General features: G+C 43.3%; 14 protein-coding genes. 3 read left to right on the top strand and 11 right to left on the bottom strand.

Going from position 1 to position 13,538, the window contains the following annotated elements; all coding sequences use genetic code 11:
* Positions 1-32 precede the first annotated feature (32 nt).
* From AC566Q_RS07455 to AC566Q_RS07480, 6 genes are all read right to left on the bottom strand, one after another.
* Positions 33-392, bottom strand: a complete 360-nt coding sequence (locus AC566Q_RS07455) for a hypothetical protein (protein ID WP_499615382.1) — start codon at positions 390-392, stop codon at positions 33-35.
* A 317-nt stretch (positions 393-709) separates the two neighbouring features.
* A complete protein-coding gene (locus AC566Q_RS07460; RefSeq protein ID WP_069945706.1) occupies positions 710-2,224 on the bottom strand; it encodes a transposase in 1,515 nt (504 codons plus the stop codon).
* A 112-nt stretch (positions 2,225-2,336) separates the two neighbouring features.
* Positions 2,337-2,618, bottom strand: coding sequence for a hypothetical protein (locus AC566Q_RS07465; RefSeq protein WP_020745568.1), 282 nt, complete (start codon positions 2,616-2,618; stop codon positions 2,337-2,339).
* Between the two features lie 158 nt (positions 2,619-2,776).
* A complete protein-coding gene (locus AC566Q_RS07470) occupies positions 2,777-3,469 on the bottom strand; it encodes a hypothetical protein (protein WP_138686915.1) in 693 nt (230 codons plus the stop codon).
* Positions 3,470-3,488: 19 nt separating this feature from the next.
* Positions 3,489-4,184: a tetratricopeptide repeat protein gene (locus AC566Q_RS07475; protein WP_499607876.1), complete on the bottom strand. Its 696-nt coding sequence runs from the start codon at positions 4,182-4,184 to the stop codon at positions 3,489-3,491.
* A 71-nt stretch (positions 4,185-4,255) separates the two neighbouring features.
* Positions 4,256-5,215 (bottom strand): EAL and HDOD domain-containing protein, encoded by a 960-nt coding sequence (locus tag AC566Q_RS07480; protein ID WP_499615385.1) that lies wholly within the window; start codon positions 5,213-5,215, stop codon positions 4,256-4,258.
* A 45-nt stretch (positions 5,216-5,260) separates the two neighbouring features.
* Between AC566Q_RS07480 and AC566Q_RS07485 the strand changes: the two genes are divergently transcribed.
* Positions 5,261-5,494, top strand: a complete 234-nt coding sequence (locus AC566Q_RS07485; RefSeq protein ID WP_499615388.1) for a hypothetical protein — start codon at positions 5,261-5,263, stop codon at positions 5,492-5,494.
* 180 nt (positions 5,495-5,674) lie between these two features.
* Here the strand turns inward: AC566Q_RS07485 and AC566Q_RS07490 are convergent, their stop codons facing one another.
* The 4 genes from AC566Q_RS07490 to AC566Q_RS07505 all read right to left on the bottom strand — a co-directional run bounded on the left by AC566Q_RS07490 (position 5,675) and on the right by AC566Q_RS07505 (position 10,607).
* The gene (locus tag AC566Q_RS07490; RefSeq protein ID WP_499615390.1) at positions 5,675-7,060 is read right to left on the bottom strand and encodes a sensor histidine kinase; all 1,386 of its coding nucleotides are present in this window, start codon (positions 7,058-7,060) and stop codon (positions 5,675-5,677) included.
* Positions 7,061-7,075: 15 nt separating this feature from the next.
* Positions 7,076-7,753 (bottom strand): response regulator, encoded by a 678-nt coding sequence (locus tag AC566Q_RS07495; protein ID WP_499615392.1) that lies wholly within the window; start codon positions 7,751-7,753, stop codon positions 7,076-7,078.
* Positions 7,754-7,777: 24 nt separating this feature from the next.
* Entirely contained in the window at positions 7,778-8,716 is a 939-nt protein-coding gene (locus AC566Q_RS07500) for a hypothetical protein (RefSeq protein WP_499615394.1), read from the bottom strand.
* 376 nt (positions 8,717-9,092) lie between these two features.
* Positions 9,093-10,607: a transposase gene (locus AC566Q_RS07505; protein ID WP_069945706.1), complete on the bottom strand. Its 1,515-nt coding sequence runs from the start codon at positions 10,605-10,607 to the stop codon at positions 9,093-9,095.
* A gap of 552 nt (positions 10,608-11,159) precedes the next feature.
* Between AC566Q_RS07505 and AC566Q_RS07510 the strand changes: the two genes are divergently transcribed.
* Positions 11,160-12,188, top strand: coding sequence for an RHS repeat protein (locus AC566Q_RS07510; protein ID WP_499615396.1), 1,029 nt, complete (start codon positions 11,160-11,162; stop codon positions 12,186-12,188).
* Entirely contained in the window at positions 12,188-12,586 is a 399-nt protein-coding gene (locus tag AC566Q_RS07515) for a hypothetical protein (protein WP_499615398.1), read from the top strand. Before AC566Q_RS07510 ends, AC566Q_RS07515 begins: the two co-directional genes overlap by 1 nt.
* Positions 12,587-12,831: 245 nt before the next feature.
* Here the strand turns inward: AC566Q_RS07515 and AC566Q_RS07520 are convergent, their stop codons facing one another.
* The gene (locus AC566Q_RS07520) at positions 12,832-13,365 is read right to left on the bottom strand and encodes a hypothetical protein (protein ID WP_499615399.1); all 534 of its coding nucleotides are present in this window, start codon (positions 13,363-13,365) and stop codon (positions 12,832-12,834) included.
* Between the last annotated feature and the right edge of the window lie 173 nt (positions 13,366-13,538).

Genomic DNA, 13,538 nt, shown 5'->3' on the forward strand with positions numbered 1-13,538 from the left:
TGTGCGCGAAATTTGGACGCACTAATCCTGTATTAGGCAAAAATTGGTGGACGATAAAGGGAAGTGGAAATTGAATGAGGTTGTTTAGATTGCAGAGCAGCTACAGATTCACTGAATATTTGAATATCTGTCGAGTCAATACTGGAATTTAGGACTGTCGTAGATGAGCAAGCATTTGCAGGACAAATACATTCAACGTCACAACAATCTTCTGATTGACCATTACTGCTTTTATTCATATCACCATGATCCATGTTCATGTTCATGTTCATGTGTGATTCGTGAGAACCTGATGACATTTCGCAAGACATAGCAGAATACGCAAATGCTTGCCCTACAAAGGCAACCAGCATAAGCGTTATTACTAAGACTCTTGAAAATGCTTTAGACATAAAATTCTCATAAAAATATACATGGCCTATGCTAATACAAATTTTCGAATAAGTAAATTGATGTCATGTAAACATTTATGAGTATAAGAAATATTAGAGTATAAGAAATATTAACGCTATGTACTACCCACTGTGTCAGCTGTATTTAAGGCCAGTTGCACGTGTGTCAAATGGGTACTTTTCAGGAATCAGTGAAGTAGTTGTCATCAAGATAGACGCAATATAACTGGTCTTTGGTACTGAAATCCGCAATGAGATATGTGAAAGCCCTTACCTCAACATGTTGCATGTTCAAGTGATGGTCTGTTTTTTGTGCTTCATGCGCCAAAATCGAAGTCGCGTTGAATGATGTAGTCACTGAATGAGGCTGTGGCTGGTGGAGCTCGAAGTGGCGGCATTAGAGAATCGTTTTTTGCTTCAAGAAGAGTCTGCTTGTCAAGGTGCGCCAAAATCTTATGGATAACAGCCGGATCCGTAATACAAGTAATAATTTTGACGTTGGTTTTTTCACAAGCCTCACAGACTGTGATGTCAATATTGAATACTCTTTTTAACCTTTGTGCCCACGACATGCTTCGCGCATGGTATGGTTTATCTGAATCTTTCAGATGCTCTGCTAAGCGAGGGCTATTCTTACCGCGTTGTGAAGCCGTTACCTCGGCACGCACCTTAGCATTGGGAGCAAACACGCCATAAAACCTCGTAAGGTTTAGCCTCGGCACTGGCACCAGTGCCGCGAGCTTGCCTATGAAATCCAAGGGAGTAAAAAAGACATGTGTGGTACCGTCTTGATAGGGAGTTTTCAGTTGATATCTTACTTTTCCTGAATCGGTTAGACTCAATCGTTGCTCGCTTAACGCTGGCCTTGAGATATATCTGCATAGCCTTTCCAGTTTGTCAGTTTGATGGCTGTCTGCAAACACCCCAGCGTGTAAGCTAAAACCGTTTATTTGAGCTAATTGACCGTAATGTTGTTCGTCTTTGGCAGGTAAGGTTTGCAAGGCAAAGACTTTTTTGCCTGTATCTGGTCCTACAGCAATGCGGTAATTGACAGAGGCTGCTTGCAAGGGCAGTAAACTATCTTCGTCATCCATGGGTAAATCGAGAAATGTGTTGTCCATATCCCGTTGAACGAGCCCGGCCTTCTCCAAGTAGGTCGCGATGCGATGGCTAATGACATTCACGAGGGTTTCCATATCATTGTGGTTTGGTGCTTTAACGCACTTGAATTTGGACTGTCCACACTCCTGAGTGATAACGCCTTCCAAAAAGAGCATGTGAAAGTGAATATTGAGATTCAGTGCACTACCAAATCGCTGAATGTAAGTCACCGCTCCTGTGTTTGCTTGCTTCTTAAGATACCCAGCCCGATGCACAATATCGCAAGAAATAGCACGATGAATGATTTGCATGATTTTACTTAAGTGTTTGGGATACCTAGCTAGAAGTAGACGAAGCGGGATGGGTAAACTCAATACCCATTGGCGTACAGGGTAACCGTGAAGAACATCTTCAACTAACAACTTGGCACTTTCTGCCATCCTTCTTGCACCGCAACTTGGGCAAAATCCCCTGCGTTTGCAGCTGAACGCCAGCAGTTTCTCATGCTTGCAGTCGTCACAAACTACACGCAAAAAACCATGCTCAAGCCGACCACACCTAAGAAACTCTTCAAACTCTTTTACCACATGAAGTGGTAACGACTTCCCTTTTTGTGAAAGCTGCTTCTGAAATTCTGGGTAGTGGCGTTCGACCAATTGATACAGTAACGTCTGCTCTGGACGATGTCGTTTATAGGTATGAGAGTGAGTTACTAGCAATGGCGCCTTTATCTTGAATTGGCATCACAGTGTGTATATGATTTTAATGTAAATCTACTGATCAATAGGGTGGGAAATTTATAGTCTCAAGGTCCGAAAAACGTACAGAGCAGCCCGAGAGGCCTCATACCAGGATGTCCGGTTTTGACCAATACATGTACCGACATAGCCGTTCCAGTTTCTCAGATTCGTGGCTGTCAGCAAACTCCCTAACAAGTAAGCTAAAACCGCCTATTTGAGCTAAATGACCATAGTTATCATCGTCTTTTTCGGGCAAGGTTTGCAAGGCAAGTACTATTTTGTCCTTATCTGGCCCTACAGCAATACGGCAACTGATTGAAGCTGATTGCAAGGGCAATAAACAATCTTCATCATCCATGGGTAAATCGAGAAACGTGTTATCCATATCACCTGTCCTCTCTTGTTTACCGAAAACTGAATTGCGGATTAACCAAATTGCCCAAGCTTAGCCCCGTATTCCTGTATATAGATGTAAATAACCGGCATTGCTTGCCGGTTATACTCGTCCTTTTGTAAAGCTAGCACATACTTGTACTTCTTACCTTACAACCGCGCGCGGGTCATCCCTATAAGTGCACTTTCCAACGTTTTCATTTCTTCACTGTCGCAAGCATATCGTTGCATAGTCGTTGCGACGCCTCGCAGGTTGTCACTCATTGTGAATAAAGACTTTTGTGCGTCTGCGGAAATCATACCAGACGCGCCATAAATATTTGCCAGCGCATCAACGTTATTAGCATTGGTCCCTTCACCTAATTGCTTGAATATATCGGCATGTCGCCTGGCAATCGTATAGTGGTAGGTTTGAGTGTAGGTATTGCGGTATACCTCTTCCCCCATAACGGTTCGAGTTATATCATCCCATACTTCAGTACGCGTAAATTCGACGGGGTTGGGGCCTAAGCATTTGGCTGCCAGGTGCTCATATGACACGATAAAAAATCCGGTCATTGCCGTACTCATGCTAATACCCTTTAAACTATCCCGCATTTCTTGCTTTATGGCCTGTGGATCACTCTGCCTGCCCATAAAAAGTGATGTTAGTTCAATGACACCGGAATTAAGTAACGGCTCTGTTGCTTCAACCATCGCCCGCTCGAATTTTTTATCTTCCTCGGCAATAATTTGCATGTCATTTCGGTACAGTGCATTGATATACACGGCTCCATCATCGTCCGCTTCTAACGGGCCATCCCCTACCCGCTTTCGGTAGGCGATAAGTTCAAGTTCTGCCATGCGGCACTGCTTGGCACCGTTAACCACTTGCCAGGTAGAGGAGTGCTGTTTGTCTGGCCGGATAAGTTTGATACACCCTTGCCGCTGCTGTCTTGTTGTCCTGCTGTAGTAACATGAGTGCTTTTAATTTTAAGGCATCCGAGTGAAAAGGCGCATTTGCCAGTACGGTATCCAGCTGAATTAACGCTGCCTCGTCATTTTTATCAATTAACAATTGATAAACCAAGGTCAGGCTTTTGAATGGAGACGCAGTATTAAAAGTACGTATTTCTTTAATTAATGCCTGTGCTTTATCTTTTTTATCCAGACGCATATAGGCCTGTAATTTATAAAAGGCTATTTGAGTCGCCTGCTCGGTTGTCAGCCCTGCATGTTTATGGGATAAGTTAGTTAATGCCACATCGGCCCCGGTCTTTTGATAAGCCACGGATAGCAGAGGCACCACCTCATTCACAGGGTAGCCACTGTCCATGGCCCTGTGTAACTCTTTTTCCGCACTTTCAAATTTATTGTTGGCCAAATGGACTTTACCGAGTAAAAACCTGGCTTCGGCATTGTCCGGCGATGCCTTAATGGCATTCTTTAACGCTATACTTGCCGAAGCAAAATCATTTTGTGATAAATGCTGTTTTGCCGAGGATAAATAATCCTGGGTTGATTGCTGTGAGCACCCCATAAAGACCAGGATAAAAAAGACCAGGTAGCTTCTATTCATGATGTAGTTCCGTTAACCCCTGAAAAAAGTAAAAATAATTGGAAAAGGTACTGCGTTCAAGAACAAATATGTTAAATTCTATCATAGGCATCGGCCCATAATATGGCTTTTTGATAGTAACTAGCGAGTTGTTTATAATTTAAGCCTATTTTTTGCGCTTCATTTTCGGTTCGGTACCACTCTCCCGCCTCATACAAACGTATCGTGGCGATCAAAATTCCCAAAGCAGTATCAGAGCTTTCCGCCAGCGCATCGGCAATATCATCACTTAAGGCAAGAGACTCCAGAATAGAGCCCATGCTTTGATCCAAAATGGCATCAAGTAATGAAAACAGGCCGACCAGAAAGGCTTCATCCGCAAGGGCAGCAAAGGCCCTGCTGGCCGCCAGCTCACAAAATTTAGCCCGGATAATAGCAGTTCGTATAAGCTCCTTGGGTTTTTTGTCGGCCAGCATGGCGGTTGTGATCAGGGCAATAAACTTCCGGGTTTTTTCATCTCCCAAATAAACCAAAGCCTGTTTGATGGAACAAATTTCCTGGCTAATGGGAATAATGCCCGAATTAATAAAACGTAACAGCTTATAGGAAAGACCAACGTCATGCTCAAAATATGAGGTCAATGCCTTGACATTAAGGGGAATTTTCATCACTTCCTGATACAGTTCGATCAATACCAGTTTATTGCCCTCAACATCTCTCTTTTCCTGCATTTCGGGCTTGCAGAAAAAATACCCCTGGAAAAAATTAAAGCCCATTTCTTTGGCCTGCTCAAATTCTTCCTGTGTTTCCACCTTTTCGGCCAGCAATTTAATTTTTTTTCGCTTTTTCAAGGAAGCTATCAGAGGGGCCACCTTGGACAAGGGGGTTTCCATCAGATCTATTTTTATCAATCTGCACAGGTTAAAAAAACGCGCCCATTCCGGCTGATAAATAAAGTCGTCCAGTGCCAGATGATATCCCTGGTGATATAGCTTACGACAGGCATTAAAAACCTCATCCGAAGGCTCGACCGTTTCCAGAATTTCCACCATCACCTGCTTATTGGGTAATAATAACGGCAACTCCTGTAATAAAGATTGCTGGCAAAAATTGATCAATGCAGGTTTACCATAGGTAATGGGCATCAGGCCATCATTGAGGTGAGTACGCATGATCAACTTTGCAGTGGCCTCGTGGGGATCGACCTTGGGAAAAAAATTCTCGGCGCTGTCACGAAAAAGCAACTCATAAGCCACAACATGGCTTTTGCGGTTAAAGATGGCCTGGCGGGCGGTATAAACATTCATGATCTATTTAACAATCCATATTAATGAGAAGGTGACGAAATGGAACAGCGACTCTTTAAGCTAGAATGTTGGTTACTTCATACTATGTACTTAAGCATAGCTCAAAATATCAAAGCCAGGACGAGTTGAACTTTCGAGGGTAAATCTTGTTCGCAATAAAGCTGAAAGATAGGGTCTGCTCATCAAAAAGGGGGCATTGCCCATTTAAATTGGCAGCTGAATAGTGAACTGGCTGCCTTGTTCACTACTGTTCAACAATATGTCCCCGCCATGCGAGTGGGCGACAGCCCTGGAGTAGCTTAATCCCAGGCCGCAGCCATCAAGCGTGCGACTTTGATCACAACGAAAAAAACGGTCAAACACTCGCGCTTGATCCCCTTCAGGAATGCCAATGCCTGTGTCCGATACGCTAATTTCAATCTGCTGACAATCTCTGCTTAATTCCACAACCACCTTTCCTTCGGCCTGTGTATATTTTATGGCGTTATCTATCAGGTTTGCCAGCATGCGCTGTAAGCTTTGGGCCTCCCCCTGGATATAACAGTCTGTTGCCAGACGACAAAGCAGGCTGATGTCTTTTTGCTCGGCCATAATTTCAAAAAGTTCGCAGGCATCCTGTACCAGTCCTGAAACATTTACCTGTGTTTTAGGCGCTTGTAAAACACCGGCTTCAGCCTCTGCGACATCCAGGGAAGAGTTAATGATCTGCAATAGCCGGTCACATTCTTCAATGGTATCGGACGCTGCGGTTTTAAAAACCTGGGGAGTATTTTCATTGGATAAGACCGACTCTGATATCATTCGAATACGCGCCAAAGGGCTGCGTAAATCGTGGGCGATATTATCTGTCATTTCCTTCATTTCGGATATTAAAAGCCATATTCTGTCGAGCATGGCATTAAAGGTATCAACCAGCTGACTAATTTCACTGCCTTGTGAAAGAACGGATACCCGTCGCTGTAAATTGCCCTTTTCAATTGCACTGGCGATCCGGCTGACCTCTTTTATCCCTTTGACGGAACGCCCGGCTACCACCCAACTCACCATTGACGCAAACGGAATGGCCATTAACAACATGGCAATAAAAACCTGTGACAATAATTCCATAAGCTCTTGGGTATCTTCTGTCGACTCACCAAAATACAACACGAGTCCAGGCGCGATTAAGCCATAAGCCGCTTTAACCTCGACCTCCTCCTCAGGCATTACCATGGCCTGAAAAATAACTTGCTCGCTAGAAATGACTCGTTTAACCCAGTCACGGCTATCTGGCAGAAATGCCCAATAAGAGAGATCCGAGCTATACATTCGCTCACCCTGCTGATTAAACAACTGAAAAAAAATTCTTTCTTCTTCTCCTGACTTCATTAGGTCCCGGTTAATTTCCTGTTTAACCCCTGCCAGCCCGGCTTTTTGATATAGGGTGCGAAACTCTCCGATATCTTCGATCAGATCCTGCTCCATATCATGGTCAAGCGCTTTGCTGAGTAAAAAATAAGAAGCATTAAAGGTAATAGTTATCAAGATGATGACAACCAGGGTGTACCAAAAGGTCAGCCTGAATGCCAGTGTATTGGGTAATAGCTTCATTTTATTTTTTAACGGTCATTTTGCTTTTTTAAGGGTATAGCCCAGGCCACGTATGGTATGGATCAAGGGAAAGGCAAAGTTTTTATCTACTTTTTCTCTTAATTTGCTGATACGGGCTTCCACTATGTTGGTCTGGGGATCAAAATTGTAGTTCCACACACGCTCCATGATCATGGTTTTTGACACTATATTGCCGGCGTTGCGCATCAGGTATGCTAACAACGCAAACTCTTTGGGTTGAAGTTCAATGTCTTTGCCTTCACGGGTGACGGTTCGAGAAAGTAAATCGAGCGATAAATCATGCATGGTTAAGCTGCTGGCTTCAACTGAACTATTAGCACGCCGTAACTGTGCCTGAATGCGTGCCAGCAGTTCACTAAAGGAAAAAGGCTTGATCAAGTAATCGTCACCACCGCTTTGCAGGCCCCTTACGCGATCGTCAATGGAGCGTTTGGCGCTGAGGATAATGACAGGTGTCTCAATTTTATGCTGGCGCATCCTTTCTATAATCGATAAACCATCAAGGCCCGGCAACATGATATCGAGAATGGCCAAATCATATCCGTCATTCAGCGCCCGGTCCAACCCGTCTTGACCGTTTGCGACGTGATCGATACAAAAACCCGCTTCCCTTAATCCTTTAACAATAAAGTCCGCGATCATCTGGTCATCTTCAATCAGCAATATTCTCATTTAGTTTGTTTCCAACAAAACAGTTTATAACTCTATTGAAAGGATCAATGACATTCCGACAGCATCTTCAAAATTGAAATTGCTCTCAATGGTTCCTGTGCTATCGAGAAAAGCCATCTGCCTGTTAAAGTTCTTATGAATGGAAAGCGAGAGATAACCCTCATGGCCCCACTCATAGGCAAACCTTGCGCCAACCCTTTGATATTCATCTTCAAGATATCCTCCCTGCATACCCGTGACCGGGCTATCATCAGCCAGCCTGATAGTATTGGTGCCACTGTCATTGTAAAACAGGGTTGTCGAAAACGCATTGGAAAAATGATATGTCAGGCGAGACTCTGGAAATTCACTGCTTATTTCAAGTTCTCCAGACCAACCTTCCTTACTGTGATCATTCCAGGTAACTTCTAAATCCACGCCAAACTCACCACCATCTGCATCCAGGTATTCATAGTTAGTGTTTAATACAAAGCTCCAGCTATCAGACGGTTCATAACCAATATCCAGGCCGACTTCATATTCATTCGAGCCCGCCGTTTGTTTTTCATAAGATGATTCGGCTTCAACATAATAAACCAGCTCCCAGCGATCATTGATTTCCTGTTCGTATTCCAAGCCAAGTTGCAGGGTAGTAAAACTGCTCCAGGGGTCAGTGCCTATACCATTGATAAATGGCAGTGCTTCAGGCTTGGTCCATTGGTAGTTCCAACGCTCGAAACCAAAAGTAAAGCCCCAATTATTTTGCTCGTATTCTGCTTCTATCAGTACTCCCGATGTTTTTACTGAGCCGTCTCCGGTACTAGATAAGGAATCCCCGACACTGGTATATTCTATTTCAATATTTCTTTCAGGCACCGAGCTATCATGACGGCCGCGACGATCATTGGGATCGGCAAACGCAGTGATTGGTAATACAGCAATAGCGGGGAGCAAAAGCAAACTTTTTTCAAAAATTGGGCGCATCGTTCATGGTCTCCTGTTATACCTAAATGGCTTGACTCATTTTTTGAAATATCAGTGTATAACCCCTAGATAACCTGAATATCACCTGAAGATTACCAAATGGTGATGTAATGTTATTTGGCTTGGCACCAGGACAATACGCAATGAGGGGAAATGAGTATAAGAAATATTAACGCTATGTACTACCCACTGTGTCAGCTGTATTTAAGGCCAGTTGCACGTGTGTCAAATGGGTACTTTTCAGGAATCAGTGAAGTAGTTGTCATCAAGATAGACGCAATATAACTGGTCTTTGGTACTGAAATCCGCAATGAGATATGTGAAAGCCCTTACCTCAACATGTTGCATGTTCAAGTGATGGTCTGTTTTTTGTGCTTCATGCGCCAAAATCGAAGTCGCGTTGAATGATGTAGTCACTGAATGAGGCTGTGGCTGGTGGAGCTCGAAGTGGCGGCATTAGAGAATCGTTTTTTGCTTCAAGAAGAGTCTGCTTGTCAAGGTGCGCCAAAATCTTATGGATAACAGCCGGATCCGTAATACAAGTAATAATTTTGACGTTGGTTTTTTCACAAGCCTCACAGACTGTGATGTCAATATTGAATACTCTTTTTAACCTTTGTGCCCACGACATGCTTCGCGCATGGTATGGTTTATCTGAATCTTTCAGATGCTCTGCTAAGCGAGGGCTATTCTTACCGCGTTGTGAAGCCGTTACCTCGGCACGCACCTTAGCATTGGGAGCAAACACGCCATAAAACCTCGTAAGGTTTAGCCTCGGCACTGGCACCAGTGCCGCGAGCTTGCCTATGAAATCCAAGGGAGTAAAAAAGACATGTGTGGTACCGTCTTGATAGGGAGTTTTCAGTTGATATCTTACTTTTCCTGAATCGGTTAGACTCAATCGTTGCTCGCTTAACGCTGGCCTTGAGATATATCTGCATAGCCTTTCCAGTTTGTCAGTTTGATGGCTGTCTGCAAACACCCCAGCGTGTAAGCTAAAACCGTTTATTTGAGCTAATTGACCGTAATGTTGTTCGTCTTTGGCAGGTAAGGTTTGCAAGGCAAAGACTTTTTTGCCTGTATCTGGTCCTACAGCAATGCGGTAATTGACAGAGGCTGCTTGCAAGGGCAGTAAACTATCTTCGTCATCCATGGGTAAATCGAGAAATGTGTTGTCCATATCCCGTTGAACGAGCCCGGCCTTCTCCAAGTAGGTCGCGATGCGATGGCTAATGACATTCACGAGGGTTTCCATATCATTGTGGTTTGGTGCTTTAACGCACTTGAATTTGGACTGTCCACACTCCTGAGTGATAACGCCTTCCAAAAAGAGCATGTGAAAGTGAATATTGAGATTCAGTGCACTACCAAATCGCTGAATGTAAGTCACCGCTCCTGTGTTTGCTTGCTTCTTAAGATACCCAGCCCGATGCACAATATCGCAAGAAATAGCACGATGAATGATTTGCATGATTTTACTTAAGTGTTTGGGATACCTAGCTAGAAGTAGACGAAGCGGGATGGGTAAACTCAATACCCATTGGCGTACAGGGTAACCGTGAAGAACATCTTCAACTAACAACTTGGCACTTTCTGCCATCCTTCTTGCACCGCAACTTGGGCAAAATCCCCTGCGTTTGCAGCTGAACGCCAGCAGTTTCTCATGCTTGCAGTCGTCACAAACTACACGCAAAAAACCATGCTCAAGCCGACCACACCTAAGAAACTCTTCAAACTCTTTTACCACATGAAGTGGTAACGACTTCCCTTTTTGTGAAAGCTGCTTCTGAAATTCTGGGTAGTGGCGTTCGACCAATTGATACAGTAACGTCTGCTCTGGACGATGTCGTTTATAGGTATGAGAGTGAGTTACTAGCAATGGCGCCTTTATCTTGAATTGGCATCACAGTGTGTATATGATTTTAATGTAAATCTACTGATCAATAGGGTGGGAAATTTATAGTCTCAAGGTCCGAAAAACGTACAGAGCAGCCCGAGAGGCCTCATACCAGGATGTCCGGTTTTGACCAATACATGTACCGACATAGCCGTTCCAGTTTCTCAGATTCGTGGCTGTCAGCAAACTCCCTAACAAGTAAGCTAAAACCGCCTATTTGAGCTAAATGACCATAGTTATCATCGTCTTTTTCGGGCAAGGTTTGCAAAAGCATAGCAGTAATGGCGCAAGGGCAAACTAATTTCTATACAGCACGGTTTGCTCTGCTCGTTTTTGCTTTACTTATTTTATTTTGATTTGCCTATTCTACCTATTCACCAAACCTGCACTAGTAGGAAATGGCAGCGCCGTAGCGAAAAGCGTACAATACTGCCGCCGAAAAATCGGCTATAATGTGAAGTGCAAGCCATGAGAAAATAGTCTAAACCGCCGTGGTTGTCAGGCATTATTTGTAAATGAAATCCTTAATGAGTACAGAGTCATAATATGATGGATGGGCTTGGCATTATCCATATGAATGGTCGGATCTACGATCCAACCTTGGGTAGGTTTTTGCAGGCTGATCCGTTTATTCAGGCACCGTTAAACTCGCAGAATTATAATCGTTATTCATACGTGCTGAATAACCCGATGAGTTATACCGATCCGAGTGGGTATTTCTTTAAAAAACTTAAGAAGTTTGTGAAGAAATACTGGAAAGTAGCAGTTGCAATAGCCGTCTCAGTTGTAACTTATGGCGCAGCATCAGGTTGGGCCGCAGGTTGGGGAATGACTCAAGGGTTTACCATGAGCGTTTTAGGCACCACCCAAACCTTTGTAACAGGGCTTTCCGTTGGAGGGGCCATTACCGCAGGAGCCATAGCAGGAGCGGCAGGTGGTTTTGTTGCAGGAGCGCTTAATACAGGAAGCCTAACTGGAGCATTGCGTGGAGCATTTACAGGCTCAATTGCTGGTGCAGCGGGAGGCTACGCTAACTTCGGTAGCGTAAGTGGCTGGGGTGATGCAGCGAAACGAGTTGCTGTGGCTGCGGCAGGCGGTTGTGGAGCTGGTAAAGCTTCAGGTGGCTCTTGTAGTAAAGGTGCGAGAACTGCTGCAATGGTTCAAGCATTGACAATGGGTGCAAGTGAACTTTATAAGCGAGTTAGCACAAAAACTAGCAAAGTAACAGGACAGCCATACAATGAATCAGGTGAACCACATATGTGGCAGGAAGGTCGCCCAGATGTTGGTAAGCAACTTGATGAAGATACTATGAGACAGCTTGCAAATGGGACTTTAAAGAAAGCTCCATTAAGTTCAGATCAATCTGGTTTTATGCAGACTGCTGCAAAAGGCCCTTACATGGACGCGTTTGCTGAATTTCATGATGGCTTGCATGATTATAGTTTCATACCTGATGATCAGTTTTCACTAATTGCAACTATGCCACCTTCTTACGCTATAACAATTGCTGCGGCAGCTAGACCATACTCGCATTATTATTATCTAGATTTACTCAATGAGAGGAGAAAGTAATGAAAAGTTTCGCTTTAGTAATCTTAAGTGTCTTTTGGTTAACTTTTATGAGTGGGTGTGTTGCTACTTCAGGTCATGAGGATTTTGTGGGCTTGAAGGATAGTGTCGTTGGGTTAGAAATGAAGGATAGAAAAACTTATAAATATTCGAATTCAGGTCAACTAATCAGGGGGGATTATGTCAAGTCAGGCCAAGGACTTACAGAAATAACCAAAGATAATGAAGGGAATTATATTTACCATATTTTTGTGCAGGAAGTCTTGGAAAACACTAGAACTGAACGTGAGTGGATTGGTAAATGTTTAATCTATTACGTTGTAGACTCAAATACTTACATTATTAAAGGTTGGGGCTTTGATAAAGGTGGTAATCCTTTAAGCTGTAGAACTTGGCCTTAAATTTAGGTAGATTTTTTCCTTTTGGGAGCAACCTAAGCCAAGCAAAGAAAGCCAGCGGGAGCTGGTTTTCTTTTATCTGCTAATTCTGTTCGGAATGCCCTGCTAATATTATTTGGATCGGATGCTAAAGCTGGTTGGATTGACGGCTAAAAGTGAGTGGATTTTGCAACTGTAGAGTCCATTGAAATTAGCAGGTGATCCATTCTTTATTAGCGTTGATCCGATCTTTTTTAGCAACCCAAAAATCAAAAATAAACTTCACCAAATTTATGCTTTTTAGGACGGGATTTATTAAGCGCTTTGAGTAGCCACTTTAATCCTTGGTCGCTATCTGGTAGCTTCCATTTTTCGTGGTGAAAGGCTTCTGCTATTTCATGAATAATAAGTGGTTTGTTACCGCGATGTTTCCAATAAAAGAACTCTCTAGCTGTGGTATAACGATCAATTATCATCAAATCTTCAGCCATCATTTCATTCTTCTGCTCTATCCAGAGCATATGTGCAACAACTTCTACTGAATCAGGCCAAGGCGATTGCCTAGCTAAAATAGGTCGATGCTGGAAGATATTATCATAAATGTATGTGTAAAGTTCAGGTAAAAAGCTATTAGGGCAAAATCGCGACAAGAAATTAAAGAACACATTATATAAATGGGTTTCAATATCATCGTTTATTATTACAAGTTCAGTAAACTGCCGAAAAAGTGCTATTAAGGCAGCTACAGCGTGGTCATCCCCTATCCTGATGAGCTTATTTAATGGTTTGTTATCTTCAAGCATTCGCTCATCTAATAGTCTGGGGTTATCGATATAATCGAATGCTATTGCTGCAACCTTTTCATTTAAATTGTTATAAAACGTATGCCACTGGGTTTCATCTCGCTTGGTTAACGTTAACGCTTGCCAAAAAGGCGAATGGTATGCTTTAAGCCCACTAGGACAATGTTCGGCAA

The organism is Alteromonas sp. H02 (assembly GCF_059682525.1).

Bases quoted from the DNA above. Each gene is read 5' to 3' on its own strand.
- AC566Q_RS07495 (WP_499615392.1), bottom strand. From the start codon at position 7,753: ATGAGAATATTGCTGATTGAAGATGACCAGATGATCGCGGACTTTATT.
- AC566Q_RS07475 (WP_499607876.1), bottom strand. From the start codon at position 4,184: ATGAATAGAAGCTACCTGGTCTTTTTTATCCTGGTCTTTATGGGGTGC.
- AC566Q_RS07455 (WP_499615382.1), bottom strand. From the start codon at position 392: ATGTCTAAAGCATTTTCAAGAGTCTTAGTAATAACGCTTATGCTGGTT.
- AC566Q_RS07465 (WP_020745568.1), bottom strand. From the start codon at position 2,618: ATGGATAACACGTTTCTCGATTTACCCATGGATGATGAAGATTGTTTA.
- AC566Q_RS07490 (WP_499615390.1), bottom strand. From the start codon at position 7,060: ATGAAGCTATTACCCAATACACTGGCATTCAGGCTGACCTTTTGGTAC.
- AC566Q_RS07470 (WP_138686915.1), bottom strand. From the start codon at position 3,469: ATGGCAGAACTTGAACTTATCGCCTACCGAAAGCGGGTAGGGGATGGC.
- AC566Q_RS07510 (WP_499615396.1), top strand. From the start codon at position 11,160: ATGATGGATGGGCTTGGCATTATCCATATGAATGGTCGGATCTACGAT.
- AC566Q_RS07515 (WP_499615398.1), top strand. From the start codon at position 12,188: ATGAAAAGTTTCGCTTTAGTAATCTTAAGTGTCTTTTGGTTAACTTTT.
- AC566Q_RS07520 (WP_499615399.1), bottom strand. From the start codon at position 13,365: ATGCTTGAAGATAACAAACCATTAAATAAGCTCATCAGGATAGGGGAT.
- AC566Q_RS07480 (WP_499615385.1), bottom strand. From the start codon at position 5,215: ATGGTGGAAATTCTGGAAACGGTCGAGCCTTCGGATGAGGTTTTTAAT.
- AC566Q_RS07500 (WP_499615394.1), bottom strand. From the start codon at position 8,716: ATGCGCCCAATTTTTGAAAAAAGTTTGCTTTTGCTCCCCGCTATTGCT.